The sequence below is a fragment of the Phocaeicola barnesiae DSM 18169 = JCM 13652 genome (genome assembly GCF_000374585.1).
GTDB classification, from domain to species: Bacteria; Bacteroidota; Bacteroidia; order Bacteroidales; family Bacteroidaceae; genus Phocaeicola; species Phocaeicola barnesiae.
On record NZ_KB894643.1, the window covers coordinates 108,078 to 131,384 of the forward strand.

General features: G+C 48.3%; 16 protein-coding genes. 5 read left to right on the forward strand and 11 right to left on the reverse strand.

Translation table 11 applies throughout. The features are described from left to right. Positions 1-43 precede the first annotated feature (43 nt). Both C510_RS0100470 and C510_RS0100475 read right to left on the reverse strand, forming a co-directional pair. Positions 44-1,279, reverse strand: a complete 1,236-nt coding sequence (locus C510_RS0100470) for a hypothetical protein (protein WP_025892527.1) — start codon at positions 1,277-1,279, stop codon at positions 44-46. A gap of 123 nt (positions 1,280-1,402) precedes the next feature. Next, entirely contained in the window at positions 1,403-2,434 is a 1,032-nt protein-coding gene (locus tag C510_RS0100475) for an endonuclease/exonuclease/phosphatase family protein (RefSeq protein ID WP_025892529.1), read from the reverse strand. 363 nt (positions 2,435-2,797) lie between these two features. Here C510_RS0100475 and prmA point away from each other — a divergent pair, with 363 nt between their 5' ends. Then, positions 2,798-3,643, forward strand: coding sequence for a 50S ribosomal protein L11 methyltransferase (prmA, locus tag C510_RS0100485; protein WP_018709374.1), 846 nt, complete (start codon positions 2,798-2,800; stop codon positions 3,641-3,643). 161 nt (positions 3,644-3,804) lie between these two features. Here prmA and C510_RS0100490 read toward each other — a convergent pair whose 3' ends face one another. From C510_RS0100490 to C510_RS0100530, 9 genes are all read right to left on the reverse strand, one after another. Beyond that, the gene (locus C510_RS0100490) at positions 3,805-4,104 is read right to left on the reverse strand and encodes an STAS domain-containing protein (protein ID WP_018709375.1); all 300 of its coding nucleotides are present in this window, start codon (positions 4,102-4,104) and stop codon (positions 3,805-3,807) included. 59 nt (positions 4,105-4,163) lie between these two features. Continuing rightward, entirely contained in the window at positions 4,164-4,583 is a 420-nt protein-coding gene (locus tag C510_RS0100495) for an ATP-binding protein (RefSeq protein ID WP_244870437.1), read from the reverse strand. A 2-nt stretch (positions 4,584-4,585) separates the two neighbouring features. Further along, positions 4,586-6,508: a SpoIIE family protein phosphatase gene (locus C510_RS0100500; protein WP_018709377.1), complete on the reverse strand. Its 1,923-nt coding sequence runs from the start codon at positions 6,506-6,508 to the stop codon at positions 4,586-4,588. Next, positions 6,505-7,461: an ABC transporter substrate-binding protein gene (locus C510_RS0100505; protein WP_018709378.1), complete on the reverse strand. Its 957-nt coding sequence runs from the start codon at positions 7,459-7,461 to the stop codon at positions 6,505-6,507. Before C510_RS0100505 ends, C510_RS0100500 begins: the two co-directional genes overlap by 4 nt. 351 nt (positions 7,462-7,812) lie before the next feature. Next, positions 7,813-7,944, reverse strand: a complete 132-nt coding sequence (locus tag C510_RS17805; RefSeq protein WP_261976269.1) for a hypothetical protein — start codon at positions 7,942-7,944, stop codon at positions 7,813-7,815. Positions 7,945-8,500: 556 nt separating this feature from the next. After that, positions 8,501-12,097, reverse strand: a complete 3,597-nt coding sequence (locus C510_RS0100515) for a glycoside hydrolase family 2 TIM barrel-domain containing protein (RefSeq protein ID WP_018709380.1) — start codon at positions 12,095-12,097, stop codon at positions 8,501-8,503. 27 nt (positions 12,098-12,124) lie between these two features. Next, complete coding sequence (locus C510_RS0100520) at positions 12,125-13,915, reverse strand: alpha-L-fucosidase (protein ID WP_018709381.1); 1,791 nt, start codon at positions 13,913-13,915, stop codon at positions 12,125-12,127. Between the two features lie 309 nt (positions 13,916-14,224). Further along, positions 14,225-15,142 carry a glycoside hydrolase family 25 protein gene (locus tag C510_RS0100525; RefSeq protein WP_018709382.1) on the reverse strand — a complete coding sequence of 306 codons (918 nt, stop codon included), beginning with the start codon at positions 15,140-15,142 and terminating at the stop codon, positions 14,225-14,227. Positions 15,143-15,259: 117 nt separating this feature from the next. After that, positions 15,260-16,903, reverse strand: a complete 1,644-nt coding sequence (locus C510_RS0100530; RefSeq protein WP_022340120.1) for a diphosphate--fructose-6-phosphate 1-phosphotransferase — start codon at positions 16,901-16,903, stop codon at positions 15,260-15,262. A gap of 245 nt (positions 16,904-17,148) precedes the next feature. On the opposite strand from C510_RS0100530, the gene C510_RS0100535 reads away from it, so the two are divergent. The 4 genes from C510_RS0100535 (at position 17,149) to C510_RS0100550 (ending at position 23,281) form a co-directional block, all read left to right on the forward strand. Beyond that, positions 17,149-17,421 carry a hypothetical protein gene (locus C510_RS0100535; RefSeq protein WP_022340119.1) on the forward strand — a complete coding sequence of 91 codons (273 nt, stop codon included), beginning with the start codon at positions 17,149-17,151 and terminating at the stop codon, positions 17,419-17,421. Further along, positions 17,418-17,972 carry a 1-acyl-sn-glycerol-3-phosphate acyltransferase gene (locus C510_RS0100540; RefSeq protein WP_018709385.1) on the forward strand — a complete coding sequence of 185 codons (555 nt, stop codon included), beginning with the start codon at positions 17,418-17,420 and terminating at the stop codon, positions 17,970-17,972. The genes C510_RS0100535 and C510_RS0100540 overlap by 4 nt, the downstream gene beginning before the upstream one ends. A gap of 69 nt (positions 17,973-18,041) precedes the next feature. Then, on the forward strand, positions 18,042-20,927 hold the full coding sequence (locus C510_RS0100545) for a golvesin C-terminal-like domain-containing protein (protein ID WP_026320047.1): 2,886 nt from the start codon (positions 18,042-18,044) through the stop codon (positions 20,925-20,927). Between the two features lie 59 nt (positions 20,928-20,986). After that, entirely contained in the window at positions 20,987-23,281 is a 2,295-nt protein-coding gene (locus C510_RS0100550; protein ID WP_025892539.1) for a beta-N-acetylhexosaminidase, read from the forward strand. Positions 23,282-23,307 lie beyond the last annotated feature (26 nt).

The following is a 23,307-nucleotide window of genomic DNA, read 5'->3' on the forward strand; positions in this document are numbered from 1 at the left end:
CATTAAATCCCGTCTATAAAACAGCATCTAATAATCCTATAATTTACCTACGCCGTGCTCCACCGCCAGTACTCATGCTACCTCGACTGGTACCGCCTCCACTAGAACGATAACTACTTCCACCAAAACTATTACGTGAAGAAGAACCCGTAGAATAACTACTTCTATTCTGATTGGTATTCACGTTTCTATTTATATTTTGACGAGAAGAACCATTATTGTTCAATCGGTTGAAAGCATCTGAACGTTGATAAGAATTTACCCGTGTACTACTTGGTCGTGTATAAGTAGATCCACCTCTTTGAATCTGGCTCTCACGAGAATATGTCGCAGAATTGCGATTTCCTACTCTTACCCCAGTATTTCTCACAGAAGCATTTGAATTTTCCCTTCCAGAAACCACTCGACCACCCGTACGTCCCTTGCGGTCATATGCTTGAGATACATTTCGATAAGAAGTTCCTCTATTTCCAGAAGGACGTACACTAGAACCATAATTAGAATGTGAAAGTCCCATTTCTCCACGACGATTATTATAGGAATAATAAGTACTAGGAGCCCAATGTCCGTAATACGGATACCATCCGGGACCCCAATAACCGCCCCAGTAGCCTCCCCAGTAGCCACCCCAATAACCGGCATAGTAACCACCGTACCAGTAGGGAGAGAAACCGCTGTACCAAGGATTATAATACCAAGGATATCCGAAACTCCAACCGAAACGAGGCCCGAATGTTCCCCATGAGAAACGCCAGTTCCACCATACCGGATTGGTAGAAGTCGGGAAGACATAGGCATACATTCCGTCATCGAATACATTCCAGTCCCATGACGGCAATGCGCCATACACCACATCCCAATACAGCGGACTGCTTATCGGAATAGCATAACCCGGACTGCGGAAACGTACGATACGCATGGCATATTCGTAATCACTTTGAGAGCCTTCAAAACCGTTTACCCATTCTCCTCGTTCACCGTATGGCTTTTCCTCGATGTACAAGGTATCATTCTGCATGGAGAAAGTATTCTCACGCGAAGTATACCGACGGTTATATTCATCCACATCGCGTACATTTCCCTTGACATCTTTCACCACGATAGCTGCCGCTTCCGGAGCCGTATGGACAGTTGTAGTCGTAGTCTGCTCCGGAACAACCTTTACCACCTCTTTCTTCTGTTCCTTTTTCGGAACGAAGTAGAGGTCATCCCCACTCTGAGCCATTGAGAGTCCTGGCAGACAAGCCAACAGCAACGAAGCAAATACTTTACTCTTTATCATGACTTTACTTGTTTGAAGTTATTGTACCTAGTTATTTACGTTACAAATGTAACGACTCTTTTTTACCCTGCAAGTAGAAATTCCCTATTTCCCGGTAGGGATTTCCCTATTTCACCATTCTCAGAATTTCAGACAGAAGGTAGCCAGAACACCTTTATGGTCGGTAGGCCACACACCTAGCGGAGGCAGAAACTTATCGGATGTCTGCTCCTCGACCCGCTGATTTTTCAGGATGCTTCCCTGCGGTCCGAAAATCACGACATCAGTCAATTCCAGACCAGGGTACGGATGATAGAAGATATAATCGATACGCTCCCGTTCGTCCGATTTCGGTGCCCATGTCAGTTTCTCCGTCGGTATCAACGGGTTGTCTGCCGGGAACGTAAAACCGGGATAATCCAGGACATCGGGATAAAACTCCCGGTAAGCGTCTATGAACCCGGCATTATCCAGCATCAATGTAACAGTCCACGGAACAATCAGCCCGTTATGGTCATACAAATCTTTCGTTTCCCGAATCCAGTCCAGATGGGAAGGTTCGTTGAAATCGCCTCCCAACAATACCAGTCTCCCAGCCTCCAGGTCTTTCCGAGCCTCGGCTACAAAACACCGGATGGCATCGTCACGCTGCGAACGGTCGTTCACCTCCAGCACTTCGCTTACGGTCTGCGGCACATCTATCTCCTTCCAGGTAGAGCCGTCGTAACCACGCACATTGTAATAGGCATCGTTCTGGTAATCCAGATGAGCGGTATACACAGCCACCTCTATCCCTTCGAAATCGGCAACCAGCTTATAGATGCTGCCATGGTCATCCTTCTCCGGAAAGACCGTCAACGAATCCTTGATAGGATACTTGCTCAACAGACCTGAATCATAGCTGTAAAAGGAATAATAGCATTTCCCCTTTTCCTTCAGGGAAGAAACAATACGGTCACAGAAACGGGTACCGTTGTAATTACGCACTTCACTGAACGTCACGAAATCCGGTTCCAGACGCGCTATCTCGTTCACAATGGCTTCATAACCGCCCGGAACGACCGTACCTTCTTGCCAGACGTTCCACTGCAACACGGTAAACTTCTTTACATTCTGTCCCCCTGCGCCTGCTGCCACCAGCAAAAAAAGCAGGCCTAACATTAACTTCTTCATGCCAAAAAATTTATAATCATAGTATTCCATTTCACCCTTTACCGAAACCGCCGGACTTCAGACTGCATTCAGGTAAATATCAGTAATGTTACACACATTCCTAAACATAATGAAATATAATCCGTTAACGAATTCTAAACCACACTGTCCGAACAAACATTCGCTTCGCATGAAAACCTGCTCGCCTTTTGATAGAAACGTCCGTTCGTTTTCACGAAAAGGCGAGCAGATTCCGACTCAAACGAACGGACGTTTTATCCAAGACGGACGTTTGTTTTCCACATGGCTGGATTTTGCTCCTGAAAATTGGGTAAAACAAACGGCAGGTATTATCTTTGTCTCCGAAATCAAACCCTTGTATCTATGAAATATGTTGAAGTAACATTTACTGCACGGCCATGCACAGAAATTGTAACAGATGTGCTGGCAGCATTGACAGCCGAAATCGGTTTCGAAAGTTTTGTCCCCGTTGAAGGAGGCATGCAGGCCTACATCCAACAGTCACAGTTCGATGAAGAGGCTTTGAAGGCGGTTCTGGCTGATTTCCCGTTACCGGACATAGCCATCACATACACCCTGGCAGAACCGGAAGACAAAGACTGGAACGAGGAATGGGAGAAGAACTTTTTCCAACCGATTGTCATCGATGACCGTTGCGTCATCCACAGTACCTTCCACAAAGACTATCCGAAAGCCGAATACGACATTGTCATCAATCCGCAGATGGCCTTCGGAACCGGTCACCATGAAACCACCAGTTCCATCCTGGGCGAGCTGCTGGATGCCGACCTGAAAGGTAAATCGGTACTCGACATGGGATGTGGAACATCCATTCTGGCTATTCTGGCCAGCATGCGGGGAGCCGACCCGGTAACAGCCATCGACATCGATGACTGGTGTGTAAACAATTCACGCGACAACATCGCCCTCAACCACATCGACAACATCACCGTAGAGCTAGGCGACGCCTCACTGCTGGAAGGACGTAAACCGTTTGATGTCATCATTGCCAACATCAACCGGAACATTCTGCTGAACGACCTCCCCGCTTATGCCGCCTGTATGCACAGCGGTTCGGAAATCTATATGAGCGGATTTTACGTAGAAGATATTCCCGCCATCCGCGAAAAAGGTGAAAGTCTGGGGATGCGCTTTGTACACCACCGCGAGAAGCACAACTGGGCAGCCGTAAAGCTGGTGATGGAATAAGGCTGATTCAAACCTTCCCCATCAATGTCCCTGAAATATAAGATTAGTCCCGGCCTGAAGAAAGCTCCAAGCCGGGACGAATCTTATCCGTTGCTGCCTAACCGACAGACAGGATATCACCGGGAGAATCTGTCTTTCGCAAGATTCTCCTCAGTACTGTTTCATTCAAAGTTCAACAATGAAGTAAACCCAGTCATATCAAAAATAGATTTGATAGACGGTGCTACATTCGACAAGGCCAGACGACCTTCTGAAGCACTCAGTTTCTTATGCGCCAGCAGGATGAGACGCAAGCCCGAACTACTGATGTATTCCAACCCGTTACAGTCGAAAAGCATATCCGTTCCTGCCTTCAGCAAAGGCAAGACCTGTTGTTCCAACTCGCCGACCGTGATTGTATCCAGCCGACCTATCAGAGATACGACAATTCTGTCGCCAGTGTTTTCAATCTTGATTTCCATATACTGTCTATTATTAGTTTTCCGTCATTTTGAATCCAATCCCTTATCTCCCCGGGAAATTAACCGATGGTCTTCACGAGTGTAAGGATATTTTTCCCCTCTTTGTACTGATACCTCATTTCAGTCATCAGACTCTTTATCAGAAAAATACCCAGTCCACCAATCGGACGTTCTTCTGCCGGAAGAGTTACATCCGCGCTTTTCACTTTCGTAGGGTCAAAAGGAATACCGGAATCCGTCAGTGTCAGCAACAGACTATGCCCTTCAGTATGAGCCTGTATCCTGATATCCTGCCCGGTCTTTCCTGGATAAGCATAAAGCACAATGTTCGATACAGCCTCTTCAAGCGCCAGATTCAGATTATAAACTACATCGGGCGGAAGTTCCAGTTCTTCACCGATGTTACCGATGAAAGGCTCGAGCTTGGAAATTTCAGAAATATCATTCTGAAGCATCAATTCAGTCTTTATTTCTTTCATATTCATTGAGGTAAATAATGTAAACAAAGCATGGTAATATCGTCACTCTGCTCGGCTCCTGCCGCATGTCTGTGTATAGCCTCCATCATCTGATTCACGATAAAAGTCGGAGTACCATCGGACAAACGGTCCAGTTCCTTCAGCAACCGCTCTTCAGAAAAGAGCTGCTTGTCGGGGCTCTCTGCCTCGGTCACCCCATCGGTATAAAGGAAGAGCGAAGCATCGGCCTTGAGAGTCAGTTCCTGTTCCGTATAGCTGAAGCCATGAAACAATCCGAGCGGAATGTTGGGAGTAACCTGAAGGAAATGCGCCTGTTCCTGTTGCGTAAAAAAGACTGGAGGATTATGACCGGCATTGCAATAGGCCAGGACACCCGTCTTCAAGTGAAGCACCCCCAAGAACATTGTTACAAACATACCCGATTCATTGGATTCCGAAAGCGCATCATTCAACGAAGACAGGATAGCTGCTGGTGTCTTCAGGTGCGAAGCCATGGTACGGAAAAGACTGCGGGTAACAACCATCAGCAAAGAAGCAGGTATCCCTTTACCGGAGACATCGGCCACCGTAAAGAACAGACAATCATTCTCTACAAAGAAATCGTACAAGTCCCCTCCTACTGCCTTGGCTGGAAGAATCGTAGCAAAAAGGTCGATGTCCTTCCGTTCCGGGAAAGGAGGGAAAATCTTGGGAATCATCTCCATCTGGATTTCACTGGCGATACGCAGTTCGCTTTCGATACGCTCCTTATTGGCCGTCGTAGCGGCAAGTTCCTTCATGTACTCCGACAACGAATGCTGCATAAATCCGAACGAGTCATAAAGCATCCCCATTTCATCGTGCCTTTTCCCTAATGGAGGAAGCGGAGTCATCAAGTCTCCTTGAGCTATGTTACGGATAGAATTAGCCAGACGGGTCAACGGATGCACCAGTTGGCGGATGGTATACAAGCAAAAGACCAACAAGAGCAGTAGTCCTGCCGCAGCTATGATAACAATGCGGTTACGGATGCGGTCGACCCCTGCAAAAATATCATCATACGTACAAGCGACGGCTACCGACCAACCGGTACGCTCTACCGGAGCATAAAAGATATACGACGTGGAAAGGCTATCATTCTGTATCGTAGCGAATCCCTTTTCACCGGCTATCATGCGGTGACCGATTCCGACTACAGTGGTATCCTTCATGTCATAAGTAGCTGTAAAGATGGTTTCCGTAAGAATCCGTTCCGGATAAGGATGTACCAGATACGTTCCGCTTCGACCGATAACCAGGTTGTAAGAATCCGGATACAGTTTCAGAGAGCCCACCTTCTGTGCCAGCCACTCCAAAGACAAATCGGCCGTAAAAACGGCATACAACTTACCATTGCCGTCATGAAGCGGTAAAGAGTACGTAGTCATGATTTTCTCCCCACCGCCGGTATCAAAATAAGGCTCACTCCAATAAGGTCTGTCGAGCAGTTTAGGTATCTGATACCAATCCATGTAATGATAATCATAGCTTTCTACTCCCAACTGTTTACAAGCGATACTGTCACCGTTCCGGTAAGCATAAGGAGAGAAGAAATGACCTTTCTCGGGATAATAATCCGGTTCGAAAGCAATGGCACTGCCTATAATGATGGAATTGCTTTCCAATAACCTGCGCGCAATGCTAAACATGGAATCCGGGCAATGGATATACCGGTCGACTTGCCACGCATTATTGGTCAGAGCCACCTCGACCGAATGCAATACTTCATCAATACGTAAAACGGTATTGTCCAGACTGACAGAAGCACGGGTTTCCGCCTCTATCTGCACCTGTTTACGCGCAGAACGGTAAAAAACCAGAAAAGTAGCACATAAAATAGCCCCTGTAACCAGAAGGATATAGATACTTATCCGGGTAGAAAAAGAACGGGTAACAGTGAATTTCATAAGGCACCGGTAATTTCCTGATAAGTTACAGGACGATGGATATATCCATCGTCCAACAATAAGGCAGACGCTTTCTCTACATGTTCAGGCTGTAGTCTGAAAGGTCTGGTAGTAGTATGGCGTTCGCATTGTAACTCCAGCACGTTCTCCAACATCCGTTGCTGTTGCAGGCGATTGGTAGCCACATGGTATTTACGGACCAGGCGCATCACAATATCAAGGGTTTCCTGCGGATGCTGGGCAGCCCATTTCCATCCCTTCACCGAAGCCCTTGCAAATGCCTGTACTGCCTTCTGATGTGTACGGTAGTAATCGGCAGTAACATACAACCCGTCTTCAGGAATATCATAGCCAAAGTCCGAAAAATAAAAGACATGCTGGGGCTGGATGCCGCATGCCAGAATCTGCAGATACTCATTAAAGCTCATGGCAACGGTCGCATCGATGGCCCCTGAAACGAACAGGTTTACATAGTTGATGAAAGGAATCCACTCGATGTTCAGTTTCTCTCTCCGGTCTAACATATAGGCCAATTCGCAAAACCCGGCTTTCCAGACTCCGACCTTCTTTCCACGCAAATCCTCCAGCGAACGGATGTCATTGTACCGCGGTACAATCATCAGCGAGTTACGCTGCGAAGTCTGCAGAATATTTACCAGAGGTACTCCATCGCCTATCAACTTGATGGCCTGTATGAGCTGTAAACCGATGATATGGCTGCTTCCTTCTTCCAGCCGGTTCAATGCAGAAGATGAGGCCGACGGATGGTCAAACACCACCTCCAGTCCTTCCTCCTGATAGAAGCCTTTCGCCTGGGCCACATAATATCCAGCGAACTGACTCTGAGGAGTCCATTGTGGAGTAAAGACAATACGCTCGGATTGTCCGTATATATTCCCGACAATTCCCCAAATACCGAAAAGGTATAAAAATATACATCTATAGATTTTCATCTTACTTCAGTTTATTACTTGAAATCATATACCGACCTTACAGGACCGGATCCTCTTTATAGACAAGATCTGTATTCCCTATACGATTTCACAACAATCTTATCACCCTCCTTAAACTCATCTTTGTACATGTAACAGGAATCACCTATCAGCCGATTGTTGACAGACATCCCTTTTCCCTTGTAAACCATCACATACATCTTCGTGAAATACACCAATCCTACTTCCTTATGTAAAGCCTCTATAGACAAATGCACAGGATAGATGGCATTGTTACATACCCCTCAGTATAAGAGTTTGCTATGTTCTTTAATGTGTCGAGCATAATAAAAATAGGTGTTACTATGTTAGTTACAATAACTGGATGTATTCAGGACTGATTTCTATACCGACAGCCAGCAGACAACCTTCGTAATTCTCCAGCGTTCCTCCTACAATACAGACTTTCTGTCCATACATGGCAGGAGTCAATTTCTCTGGCATATAATGACAAGGGGAGTACACTCTGAACCGTAGAGATAAATCTACTCAAGTTGTTCTTGAACAAATAATCAGCGCATGAATGAACATTACGGCCTATGAATGTGTTTATATAAATAGCCAGACTACCATGAATAAAAACAAAGCGTTTGCACTCTTGGACATTTGGTATGCATAAGTCTCTGCATTGATACGTTCCTGAAATTCATACACACAAAAACTCTAGGCAAATATATGTATTTAGCTATTATACAGCAAAACAATCTACGAAAATTGAAAGGATAATTCAACGAAAAACATCATTTTTATGGGACTATTCATGCAAAACAACCTGACAACAGGCAAGGCAAAACATACATAGACGAATGTAATCAGTTTGCGCGCAGGATAAAAATCTTTTAACTTCTTCTACAAAAACCGGCCAACCCCTACGGTACAATGTCTGTTACACCTTCCCAACCAGCCCAACAATCAATGGAAAGCCTTCCGTACAGACAATACAAAAGCATATTAAGATTATCTGCAAGGTTCCTGAAAGTGGAACCTTGCAGATAACAATTTATTCTACAGCCGTGATACGCAAGGTATAGCTCATCGGCTGCTGAGAAACGCGGTACATCGGCAATGTATCGACATCGCTTCCACAGCTGGCATTTCCGACACCCCGAAGTGCTGCATCCAAGTGCAACACCAGGTATGGACGCTCCTGAAGTTCCCAGGTATGCTTGGCCAGCATCAGGTCTTCATCGGTATATGGCTGCAAGGAGAAAGATACATTCCCTTCTGTTTCTATCTCGATACCTTTTCCGGACGCATCGGTCAGGCGCAAGTTACGCAATCCTTCCCGGTTACCCATCGACTGAGGTTTCACATATTCTTCCGCCATGTCCTTTACGGTTGCAGAATAACGTCCTACCATACAACCGTCTTTCCGGTCATTGTAGTTTTCCCACGGTCCGTAGGCATAATAATCCACTTGATTCAGGCCGGGTTCAATTCCGCAGACCAATCCGCAGCGACGGAGATCGGCTGTCTTAGGCTGGAAATCGGCCTTCAAGGTAACAACGCCGTCGGCTGTAAACGTATAGACCAACGTAGTGCCACACAACGAACCGTCGCGTGAGGTGCACACAGTCACCTTCTTACCTTTTTCTTCGGTCACCTCACAAGTACCTGTCTCTTCCAGACCGTTTTCGGTTTTCCGGAAAGTATCGTTCTCTATCCAACGGTGGTTGTCATATAGGAAACCTTGCCCCGGAACAATGACTTGTCGGCCATTCAATACAAGCTCATCCAACTGTCCGGTTGACTGAGTGAAGACAGCCGTCAAGACCTCGTTCTGTACAGTCAGCTTGCCATCAGCCTGGGTAACTTTCAGCTTACCACCGGATTTGCCGGCTTTCCGTTCCGGAAGCGGTCCTCGTTTCACCAGTTCGAACTGCTGCTGAGCCACCGGATGACCGGCCTCAGCCCATGGCTGGTTCTCTCTCAGACGGACAAAGAGATTCAACAGAATTTCATCACCGGCCTTGGCAGCCTTGTCCAGACGTACATGCTTCAACGGCAATGTAAACGCTACAGAGTCTCCCGGTACAACGGTAGCCAGTTGCATACTGTCGGTAGAAACCACACTGCCGTTCTGTACCACCTGCCACAGCAGGTCGAAATCAGACAGCGGGAGGAACGCATACTTGTTTCTCACAGAAACAGTCACCTGATCGGACTTACCTCCATTTTCCCCTAACCGGAAGGCTATATACTGATACGCCGCCTTCACCTCTTTCAGTTTGGGCGATTCGTTACGACTTGGAGGAATGATACCATTCGAACAGAAATTACCCTGATGCGGGCCCGGATAATCGTATCCGGTATGCAGCCGGTAAATACCCTGCTTGATCTCCTGCGGATCATAGATGGCTTGATCTACCCAGTCCCAGATGGCTCCACCGATAGTAGAAGTACTGTTCTCGATGCTGTTCCAGTATTCTTTCAGGTTACCGATGGCATTCCCCATGGCATGAGCATACTCACAGATGAACATCGGTTTGTCGAACGAACTGACATACGTATCCATCCATTTCATGCCCGGATACATCTTCGAATACAGGTCACTGAAACGGTTTCCTCCGTACGGCTTCCCGTCGCGGGTACCTTCGTAATGGATAGGACGCGAATCCAGTTTGCGGGCGGCATCGTAACAGGCCTGGAAATTACTTCCGCCACCGGCCTCATTACCCAAACTCCAGAAAATGACACTCGGATGATTCCGGTCACGGAGTACCATTCGGTCTATCCGGTCTACAAATGACGGAATCCAGGAAGGCATATCACTGATGGACTGGTTGGCATGGTCTTCCAGGTCAGCCTCATCCATCGTATACAGCCCGTAATAATCGAACATCGCATACATACGTTCCGAATTCGGATAATGCGATGTGCGGATGGTATTGATGTTGTTCTGCTTCATCAGCAACACATCCCGCAACATTGATTCCACCGGTACGGCACGTCCATACAGTGGATGTGTATCATGCCGGTTGGTTCCCTTGAAGAAAACACGTTGCCCGTTGATATAGACCAGTGCATTCTTTATAGCAATATCCCGGAATCCGTACTTGGTAGAAAAGGCCATCTCCTCCTTACCGTTCTCCCGTTGTACCACATGAAGTGTATACAGCGTCGGAGTCTCGGCCGTCCACAACTGCAGATTTTTCAGGTCAAAAGAAACATTCAGTTCACACTGTGTCTGTACCGACCGGTAAGAAACCTGTTGCATACTTTCTGTCACGGCATTCCCTTGCGGATCCAGTAACCTTACAATCAGCTCTTTCACCCCCTCTTCCCGGTCACGGTTATCCAGTGTAAGCGAAACATTCAAGATTCCATCCTTATACCCTACTGCCGGATCCAGTATAGCAACCAGATAATGGTCTCTCACACTGACCGTCGGCACATTATAGAGATACACATCGCGGAATATACCGCTCATACGGAACATGTCCTGACATTCCAGGTAAGAACCGTCACTCCAGCGGAATACCTGCACAGCCAGCCGGTTCTTTCCGGTCCGCAAATAGGGTGTCAGATCAAACTCGGCTACATTGTTCGCTCCCTGCGAATAGCCTACATACTTTCCGTTCAGATATACCAAAGCGGCACTGTAGATACCACCGAAGTGAATGAATGTACGCTGTTTCTCCCATCCTTGCGGCAAATCGAAGAACCGTACATACGAACCCACCGGATTGATACCATAATTTTTTCCACCGTCGTTGAATCCCTTACGCGGATTGATGTAAGGAGGCGTATTGGCGTGCGGATATTCCACGTTGGCATAAATAGGATGGTCATACCCCTGCATTTCCCAGTTAGAAGGAACCGGAATGGTTTTCCAACCGGAAACATCGAAGTCTTCTTTATAGAAGTCTACCGGACGCTGTGAAGGTTCTGATACCAGATTGAAAGCCCAGTCACCATTCAGCGAACACTGCAAAGAACTGTGTGAGTCGTTCCAAGGTTTGGCGTAAAACTTCGCATCGGCCGTCATCTCTTTTTCCGAAGCGTATGGCATGTAAGTAGCATGTCCCGGTTCTTTGTTTTCTTCAAACCGGGTTTCATCTTCCCAATACACTTTCGGACGTTCTGCCACCGCATTCTTCAGTTCCGCCGGGAGTTCCATATCACTTTTCTGAATCAGGAAATGAGTCTCAGCACTTTTTCCGGCAGTTTTGAGGTCGGCCAGCACCAGTTTTCCATCAGATGTACACCGTAGTATCAAATCCGGCATATTAGCCGGAACAAGCTGTACGAATTTCCCGATTTTTCTCACCAGCCAAAGCTGTGATTCATCCGAACCGTTGGTCTCTGTCACTCCCAACACTTTGTCCGCACGGGCATGTAGAGATTTATCCTCAAACGGATTGACCAGGCGGAAACTCCCTGAAAGATGCGAAATCCGCCATTGCTGTAACTTGTCGGAAGCCTGTCGGCTTACCAAGGAAGCTGATGTAGCCCCCTCGGTAAAGCCGATAACCTGCTTTCCATGTGCTGCCGGAGAAACCGTATACAACACATCTGCTTCGAAATGGACCTGTGCCTGCAAAGTCTGCAGCATACCGGCTATGCAGCACAAGAACATCATGAAATATTTCTTCATAAAATGGAAAGTTCGTTATATACCCATTTATTTAGCCAGACTGACTCCCAGTTCCTCCAATACCACCTGAGCCGATTTCCCATCTACAGTCGTAGCCTGCAGACGGATATAACGTGCCTCTTCTGTTGCAGGAAGCTGCTTAGTCTGCGGTAACGGGTTGTTCACAATGTTACTGAATTCACCTTTTGTGATGACTTTCTTCCATTTCTTACCGTCCTTGCTGACATAGAAATCGTAACGGAAGGCCAGTGTCGGTTTGGTTTCACCATTCAACGGAGCGTATGTGAATGCTTTCAAAGAAACCGTCTTTCCCAAATCAACCGTCACCGGATTTTCCTTAACCAATTTCCAAGTAGAACGGTCCAAATCATTCCAGGAACCTTGGGTAGCCGTTTCCTCCACTTCCGGAACATGATAAGCTGCCAGCTGGATGACATTTCCGTCCAGACGAGATTCATTGATGGTCAAGCGCAATGAATCAGCCTGTATATCCGGGAAACGTAACATACGTTTATATCCTACAGTAGTACCTTCACCCATAGTCTTCCATGCCCCTTGAGTATAGGCATCTATCGTAAATTTCTCGATGCGTTGTCCCTGAGCGATGTCTTCCTGAACCATCACCAGGTTAACAGTAGAAGCCGGCTTCAAGGCATACGAACGACTGGAAACAGTTGCAGTATTCCACGGAGTATCACCCGCAACTACCCGGTTGTCAGCAAACGCCTTCTTCCGGAATTCAGCAAATTCTTTCAGACGTTGGGCATCTGCCGCATTGATACGCCCTTCCCTATCAGGAGGAATATTCAACAACAATACGGAATTATATCCTACAGATTGGCAATAGATATCCATCAGCTGCTTGACGCTCTTCACTTTGCTGTCTTCATAGGTATGATAGAACCATCCCGGACGGATAGAGACATCTACTTCCGACGGATACCAGAATAACTCACTAGCCTTTTCCAGCATGGCACGGCTTCCTAAGTCGGCCGACATGTTAGAAATTCCCAACTTATTGTTATTCACTTCCGAACGTCCATAGATACCCGGAGTCAGAACAGTAGCACTCCACTCAGTCTCACGTCCCAAACCTTTCTCATTACCAACCCAACGTACATCATCGCCCATGATAGCCATTACTGCCTTTGGTTGCAGACGCTGGATGGTTTCATAGAAACGGTCCCAGTCATATTCCTGTTTCTTTCCGTTCGGTCCTTCTCCGTTGGCCCCGTCGAACCATACCTCATGCACTTCGCCATAGTTGGTCAGCAATTCAGTCAGCTGGTCAATGAAATACTGGTTATATTTCGGAGAATCTCCGTAACAAGGAGCATTACGATCCCATGGAGAAAGATATACACCGAACTTCATTCCATACTTGGTACAGGCATCACGCACTTCACGCACCACGTCTCCTTTACCGTCCTTCCAGTTGGAAGAAGCTACAGAATGGGTGGTATAACGGCTTGGCCACAAGCAGAAACCATCATGGTGCTTAGCTGTCAGAATCACCATCTGGAAACCGGCCTCCTTCAACGTACGTACCCATTGGTCCGCATCCAGATTTGTAGGATTAAATAGTTTCGGATCTTCAGTTCCATCGCCCCATTCCCTGTCTGTAAAGGTATTGATACCAAAATGCAGAAAAGCGGTCAATTCCATCTTCTGCCACTCCAACTGTTGTGGTGTAGGTACCAACCTAGCTGCCATAGATACCTTCTCATCTAAAGTCGCTCCCTCCGGGAAAACGACATGTTTCACATAGCGATCTGAAGACTGCTGTGCCATTCCGGTCAGCGGCAAAGCCATCATCATACAAGCTGCTACATAATTCGATACGTTTTTCATGTGTTCTTTATTTTAGTGGATAATCTATCTATATTTCTCTACAGCCCGAAAATATTTCGGTTTTTACAGTAAAGATACCTAAAAATATATCAATCAAACGACAGATATACCAATCATTTTTCAAATATAGGTATTTATTCACAATAAAATACAGAAAACCCAGAATCTGTTACATAAAATGTGATACTTCGGCAGGTAAACTTGCCTCTTAAGCTTCCAGACAAAACGGGCCAAACAGTTAACAAAATGAACAGAGAGAAAACAAGTGGGAAAAAACTACTCTTCGTCTTTGGCAGGAATCGTCATCTGCTGCAATTCCTCCAGTGTTCCATTGAACACATTCAAATCCACCCGTTCCTGAATGCCAGGCAATGTACCCACATCCGTATGTTGCCAGAATTTCCAAGGTCCCTGATACTCCACCGAGTCTACATAATAATGAGCAATCCAATACGGATACGTATTGAATATCGAATCATTCAGGAAACGGGTCTTGTATTTATAAGAGGTATAAAGAATAGGCTTCACCCGATAGAACGCTTCTATCCGATGCAACCAGATAAGTAAATCCTTGCGTAGTTTATCCATGTCATCACTCCGGGTCTCGATATCGAGCACAGGAGGTAAATCACCCGGTTCCAGCTCCACTGAGCGGATAAAGAAATCGGCCTGACGGTTGGCATCCGTTTTCGGGTTATAGAAATGATAAGCTCCCCGGATGAAACCGTGTTTACGGGCCTCGGCAAAGTTATGGATAAAAGTCGTATCACTGAAATCTCCGCCCTCGGAGGCTTTCATGAATACGAAACGAACCGGGAAAGGGGTATATTGTGCTTTTGACAGTTCATCCCAGTTGATTTTTCCCTGATGATGGGATATATCGAAACCATGTACCTTGAAACCGTAGGGAAGACAAACTCCATAAGCCTTCAGCCCGGAACAAGGTTTCCAACGATACGCATAAGGACGGATAAAGAAGTAATAGAATGCCGAAAGGAAAACGATAGCCGACAGTCCGCCTAGAATCCACAGGAGCCATCCCGGAAGACGGCGTTCTCCTTTCCGCTTCTTCTTGCCGGAAGGTTTCCGGCTCTTGCGAGGAGCAGAACCGGCAGAAGCAGTACGTTTCCGTCTGGATGCAGCGGTCGGTCTATCAGTCTTGTTTACCACCAGGATGGGCGGTTCTTTTGCCATAGCGTTCGGTTTATAGAGTCAAGAGTTCAAAAGAAATTCACCACAGAGTTTCCCCTGTCGGAGCAATCTGTGGTGAATTGTAAAATCAGGTTATCAGAAGAAATAACTTCTGTTCAATTATTTAGCCTGTTCCAACTGCAGGGTCTTGGTCGGTTCGTCGCAAACTTCAGAAGGACCGAAGTACTGGATAGGACCCGGATAAACGTAGGCAGTTTCCTTTGCCCAAGCAGCACGCTGAGCAGCGAAAGCCTTGAACGGAGCACCGTCCAGTTTCACCAGTGCTTTCTGGATAACCGGTTTCATTTCGCCGTGACGACGTTCCATGTTCATCATCATAGTGATAGGCACACCACCAGCAATCCATTCGGCAGCCGGAGCAGTTGTGTTACGTACAGATGACATGTAACCAGTCTTACCGTTGGCAATCAGCATAGAAGCAGTGTAACCCAAAGAGTAGCAGTAGTCAGCATCGAAGTTAGACGGAGCAGCGCAACGTCCTTCGTAACCGAAAAAGTGGTGCTGAGCAGAGAACTTACCGTTGTACTTGCCTTCCTTCTTCCAAGCAGCCAACTTCTTGCCTACCATTTCAGACAACAGCTTTTCAGTTTCAATCAGAGAAACCTGTACGTTTCCGTGCGGGTCACGGTCCAAAGACAACTGACGGGCAACACCTTCCGGCAGAGAAGCATAGATAGCTGAGTTTTCAGCAGACAGTTTGCTGATGATGTATGCACGCTGTTCGTTAGCCGGGATAGCGTTGAATTCTTCACCGTTTGCAGCCAGGAAGTCGTTCAGTTCGGCAATCAGACGTTTCATAGCCGGGATGAATTCGATCAGACCTTCCGGAATCAATACAGTACCGAAGTTGTTACCGTCAGCAGCACGATCAGCTACTACCTGAGCGATATAAGTCACTACATCGTCCAGAGACATGTTCTTAGCTTCTACTTCTTCCGAGATGATACATACGTTCGGCTGAGTCTGCAAAGCACATTCCAAAGCGATGTGAGAAGCAGAACGTCCCATCAGTTTGATGAAGTGCCAGTATTTGCGGGCAGAGTTACAGTCACGTTCGATGTTACCGATAACTTCTGAATAAGTCTTGCAGGCAGTATCGAAACCGAATGAAGTTTCAATCATGTCGTTCTTCAAGTCACCGTCGATTGTCTTCGGGCAACCGATTACCTGGATACCGTAGTTCTTGGCAGCATAGTATTCGGCCAATACGCAGGCGTTGGTATTAGAGTCATCACCACCGATGATAACCAATGCCTTGATGCCCAATTCCTTCAAGATTTCATAACCTTTTTCGAACTGGTCTTCCTTTTCCAGTTTTGTACGGCCAGAACCGATGATATCGAAACCACCAGTGTTACGGTATTCATCGATGATGTCGGCTGTCAGTTCTTTATAATTGTGATCAACCAAACCACCAGGACCCAGGATGAATCCGTACAGCTTGTTAGCCGGGTTCAATTTCTTGATACCGTCAAACAGACCAGAGATTACATTGTGTCCGCCCGGAGCCTGACCACCAGACAAGATGACACCCACATTCATAGGAGCGAATTCCTTAGCTTCGCCTTCTACGAACTGAATCAACGGCATACCATAGGTATTCGGGAACAATTTCTGGATAGCTTCCTGGTCGGCTACAGACTGAGTAGCTTCACCCATTTTAGCTACAACAGCACCTTTCAATGCTTTAGGCAGTTTCGGCTGATAAGCAGCTCTTGCAATTTGTAATGAACTTTTAGTCATGATAAATTAATTATATAAGGTGTTATAATAAATCTCGCTGATGCAAATTTCGTTCTTTTTTCGGAAATATGAAAACCTAAGCTCATAAAAATTCAATACTCCCGGACAATTCTTCCGATTCTCACCCGCAAAATCCAAATAAACCAAAAGAGAAAAGGATTATCTGCCACAAAATGCAGATTATTTCCATAAAAATCGTATCTTTACCCGAAATTCTATTTTATTAACCTTTAAAACAAACGATTATGGCAAGTAGAAGAAGTTTGAAAAAAGACATCAATTATATCTCCGACTTCACTGTCGGACTGTGTATCATGACCGGTCTCGAGAAAAAAGGAACAAGAGAAACCATCGACCAGCTCATCCGGCAGGCACATAACGTACGCAGAGAAGCGCTGCGACGCATCAGCCATACCGAACCGGGCAGTGTCAAGCTGTTCTACAAGAAGCTGAGAGAAGACTTCAACAACGGTACAGAGGCAATATGCAACCAGTTAGAAACGCTGATTAAGGGATGATACAGTCGGTCTGCCGCTTCATTTACCACCGGATACTAGGCTGGAAAGAAGAGGTCACTGTACCCGATTTCAAGAAATGCATCATCTGCGCGGCTCCTCACACCAGTAACTGGGACCTCTTTTTAGGAAAGCTCTTCATCAATGCCGTCGGACGAAAGTCCGGTTTCCTGATGAAGAAGGAATGGTTCTTTTTCCCGTTGGGACCTATCTTCCGTGCCATGGGAGGTATTCCCGTCTACCGGAGCAAACGTACCTCCATGGTAGACCAGCTCATCGAAAAGGCCAAACAGGCAGAGGAGTTCCACCTGGCCATTACCCCGGAGGGGACACGCTCGGCCAATCCGGACTGGAAAAAAGGGTTCTACTACATTGCTTTAGGAGCTGAACTTCCGATAGTCCTCATCGGTATCGACTATCAGAAGAAATGCATCACCGCTACCAAGTACCTTCGCCCTACAGGAGACATCGACAAGGATATGCGGGAAATAAAGCTGTACTTCAAGGACTTCAAAGGAAAACACCCGGAAAAATTTGTTCTGGGAGACCTGTGACCTGAGATACGGCTGTTATCCGAGTTGTGATAACGGCCGTATCTTTTCATCATCATTATCCACTCATCCATGAAACGACTTTACTTGACACTATTCATCTGCCTGTCTTGGGCAATAGGCATCCTGCAGGCACAGAGCCTCGAGATAAATATTGAAGACAGACTCCGGGAATTCTTCACGAACTACGAGACAAGTTACGCCAACATCGGAAAATCCAGACTGGACAAATTCGTCGTGGACCACAACAAGAAACGGCTGGATATATACGCCAACAAGAATTTCGGCTACCAGCCGTTCACTGAAGAAAACACTACCGCCATCTACCGCAGCCTGAAACAGCTCCTTCCGGGACCGGTCAACTATTACGACCTGACCGTCTATGCCGACGGACAGCCCATCGAGAACCTGGTACCGAACGCCTTCCGCTCCAAGAAGGAAGACAAAAGCCGCCAATACGGGAAAATCGACTACAAAGGAGATCCGTGGGTAGCCAACACTTCCCGTCCTTTTGAGATTACAAGAGGACTTCAGAACCGTCACCTGACCGTCTGGCAGAGCCACGGCCGTTATTACAAGAACGACAAGAAGCAATGGGTCTGGCAGCGACCGCGCCTGTTCGGAACCGCCGAAGACCTCTTTACCCAATCCATCGTAGTACCCTACCTGATTCCGATGCTGGAGAATGCCGGCGCCGTAGTGTTCACACCCCGCGAAAGGGACTGGCAACGGCAGGAAGTCATCGTCGACAACAACACCTGCACCCCGGGAAGCAAATATCTGGAAATCAACTACAAGAAAGACAAGTGGCAACCGACGGACAAGCCGGGATTCGCCCAAAAATACCTGACCTATCGGGACGGAAACAATCCGTTCACCGACGGGACCGCCCGTTTTATCCGGACACAACCCAAACCGGAAAAAGCCTTTGCCGAATGGATTCCGAATATCCCCGAGAAAGGCCGCTACGCCGTATATGTCAGCTACCAGACCCTTCCGGAAAGCGTAACCGATGCCAAGTACCTGGTCTTCCACAACGGTGGAGTCACCGAGTTCAAAGTCAACCAGCAGATAGGAGGCGGTACCTGGGTCTACCTGGGCACCTTCGAATTTGACAAAGGCGCCAATGACTACGGCATGGTCGTATTGAGCAACGAAAGCAAACAGAAAGGCGTGGTCTGTGCCGACGCGGTCCGTTTCGGCGGTGGTATGGGCAACATTGTGCGCGGAAACGGCACCAGCGGCCTGCCCCGCTACCTGGAAGGAGCCCGCTACTGGGCACAATGGGCAGGCATGCCGTACTCGGTCTACAGCAAGAGCAACGGAGCCAATGACTACAACGACGACATCAACACCCGCTCGCTCATGACCAACTACCTGAGTGGCGGTTCCATATACAATCCCTCCGAACCCGGACTGAAAGTACCGTTCGAACTGGCCCTGGCCCTGCACAGCGATGCCGGCTACAAGGACGACAATGCTTTGGTAGGCACCCTGGGTATCTATACCACCGACACGAACGACGGAAAGCTGAACAGCGGTATCTCCCGCTACGCTTCACGCGACCTGGCAGACATGGTACTGACCGGATTGCGTCAGGACATCAGCGCCCGTTTCGGTATCCCCTGGGCACGCCGGAGCCTGTGGAACCGGAACTACAGCGAAACCCGCCTGCCCGCCATCCCGTCCGTCATCATCGAATCCCTCTCCCACCAGAATTTTGCGGACCTTACCCTGGGCTTCGACCCGACCTTCCAGTTTACGGTAGGCCGCTCCGTCTATAAGTCCATCCTGAAATACCTGGCCAATATGCACGGCACGGACTATACCGTACAACCATTGCCAGTTAACCACTTTGCCATCCGCGAAGGCAAAAAAAAGCATACCTTCGAACTAAGTTGGCTGCCCGTAGAGGACGCCCTGGAGCCTACCGCTACCCCACAAGGCTATATCGTCTACACCCGCATCGGCTATGGTGGCTGGGACAACGGCGTGTATGTGAAACGACCCAACTATACCGTAGAAGATGTAGAGCCGGGGCTGGTGTACAGCTTCAAGGTTACTGCCGTCAACCGCGGCGGTGAGAGCTTCCCTTCCGAAATCCTGGCGGCTTACCAGGCCAAACGGAGCAAAGGCACCATCCTTCTGGTAAACGCCTTCGACCGCACCTGCGGACCTGCTACCGTCAACACGTCAACCCAACAGGGATTCGACCTCCGGCAACACCCGGGTATCCCTTATATCCAGTCACCGGCCTTCTGCGGTTACCAGCAAAACTTCGACCGTACGAAAGCCGGCAAAGAAACTGCCGACGGACTGGGCTATACCGATGCCAGCCTGGAAGGAATGCTGATAGCCGGAAATACTTTCGACTACCCGTTCGTCCATGGTAAAGCCATTCAGGCTGCCGGACGCTACTCGTTCGTATCCTGCAGTGACGAAGCCTTCGAAAGCAATTCCATAAAACTGAACGAATATTTCATGGTAGATCTGATTTACGGAGGCGACAACAAGTCTATTCCTACTGCCGTCAGCCGGAAACTGACTGATTACTGCGCACACGGCGGAAGAATACTCATCAGCGGTTCATACCTGATTTCGAACACTTCCAGCGGTACCTCCGAAAGTAGCGCCGACCTGCGTAATCTGCTGAAGTTTGCTCCTGGAGGCAGTCTTCCGGCCGGAGGTTCCGGTAGCCTGACCGGTACAGGCTTCCGCTTCTCCATTCCCCGTTCGGCCAATGCGGAAAGCTACGCTGTACCGACTCCGGAATGCCTCCTGCCTACCGGTGGCTCCTTCGCAGCCTTCGCCTACGACGACGGAAATTATGCAGCCGGAACTGCTTATCGGGGCAATTACCGGACCTTTGCGCTCGGTTTCCCCTTCGAGAGCATCCGGGGAGCTGCCGAACGTGCCCACATCATGAAGGCGATACTGGGATTCTTCGAAGCGAAATAAAACCTTTCTATAACCCACATAATCCAAATACTGATATGAACATACTACCTAAAACTGAAATGATAGCCTGTGTAGTCAGCCTGATGCTGGGGTTATCCGGATGCAGTTCCGTAAAAACGCAAAGAGATGTAGCCATCGTACCTACCCCTTTATCCATGGAAAAAGGTACAGGTTCATTCACTTTTGGCCCGAACACGGTCATCACCGTACCCACCGAAGAACAGAAACCTGTAGCCGGGCTGTTCGCCAGTCTGTTTACCCGTTCTGCCGGATTCACCCCAAAGGTACAGGTAGGGACAGAAGGCGATGTCTGCCTGGAACTGGACAAGAATCTCCCGGAAGACGCCTACGAAATGCAGGTTTCTTCAGGACAAATCCGGGTGAAGGCCTCCGATTCGAAAGGACTCTTCTATGGACTACAGAATCTGCGCCTGCTGTTGCCTCCGGCCATCGAAAGCAGTACCGCACAAGATACCGTAGAATGGACCGTTCCGGAAATGACCGTGAAGGATGCCCCCCGATTCGGCTACCGGGGATTCATGCTGGACGTATCCCGCTATTTCCTCCCGAAAGAGGAATTGCTTCGGATGATAGACTGCATGGCCCTGCTGAAGCTGAACCGCCTGCACCTGCACCTTACGGACGATAACGGCTGGCGGCTGGAAATCAAGAAATATCCGAAACTGACCGAAGTCGGTGCCTGGAAAGTGGACCGCCAGCACCTGCCCTTCCCCGAACGACGGAACCCGAAACGCGGTGAACCCGCTACCGTAGGTGGTTACTATACCCAGGCAGACATGAAGGAAATCATCGCGTATGCCGCCGACCGCCAGATAGAAATCATTCCGGAGATAGACATTCCGGCCCACTCGAACGCCGCGCTGGCCTCCTATCCGGAATATGCCTGTCCGGTAGTGAAAGACTTCATCGGTGTCATTCCCGGACTGGGCGGGAAAAACGCGGAAATCATCTTCTGCGGAGGCAATGAAAAGACTTACGAATTCCTGCAGGATGTACTGGATGAAGTCATCGCGCTGTTCCCGTCACGGTATATCCACCTGGGAGGCGACGAAGCGACCAAGACCAACTGGAAGAAATGTCCGCTCTGTCAGGCCCGTATCCGAGAGGAACACCTGGCAGACGAGGAATCCCTGCAGGGATACTTTATGGGGCGCATGAGCGACTATGTACGCAGCAAAGGCAAGGAAGTCATGGGTTGGGACGAACTGACCAACAGCAAACTGCCGGAAGATGCCATCATCTTCGGCTGGCAGGGATTCGGCAATGCGGCCCTGAAAGCGGCAGAACAGGGACACCGGTTTGTCATGACACCGGCAAGAGTGGCATACCTCATCCGCTACCAGGGGCCACAGTGGGTTGAACCACTTACCTACTTCGGAAACAACACCCTGAAAGGACTCTTCGACTATGAACCTGTACAGGAAGGATGGAAACCGGAATACGAAAAGCTGCTGATGGGTGTACAGGCCAGCATGTGGACGGAATTCTGTAACAAACCGGAGGATGTGTTCTATCTGGTTTTCCCCCGACTGGCTGCCCTGGCCGAAATCTCCTGGGTACCGAAGAACCAGAAGGACTGGAACGTATTCCTGAAAGGGCTGGACAACTATACGGCACACCTGGAACAGAAGGATGTAGTGTACGCACGCTCCATGTTCAACATCCAGCACCGGATTATCCCCAACGACAACGGAGCACTGACCCTCACTCTGGAATGCGAACGGCCTGACGTAGACATCCATTATACCTTGGACGGTACCGAACCGACCGCCACCTCTCCCCGCTACACCCAAGCGCTGACACTAAAAGAGAATGTCACGGTAAAAGCAGCGACCTTTGCCGGCAACGAGCAGCAAGGAAAAACGCTGATACTGCCGGTTGAATGGAACAAGGCCACTGCCAAACCGTTGGTAAACGCAGCCTCAGGTATGGAAGTACTGGTCAACGGCCTGCGCGGAAGCCTGAAACAAACCGACTTCGAATGGTATACCGGAGCCATGAGCGTAACTGTCGACCTCCAGCAACCCGAAGACATCCGGAGCTGTACGGCAGGCTGTATCACCAATTACGGCATGGCAGTACACAAGCCGAAATCAATGACTGTCGAACTGTCTGACGACAACCTTCATTTCAAGGAGGCCGGAAAACTGACTTTCACCGACGATGAAATCTTCCGCGAAGGAAACTTCATCGAAAACCTGACAATAGACGTAGACCATGCACGGGCACGCTACATACGTTTCACCTTCGAAGCCCCGTCCAACTGTCCGGCAGACCATGTACGGCCGGGACAACCTTCACGGGTCTATCTGGACGAGCTGATTATCCGGTGAATCTCGAAACCGTAACTTTACCCTAT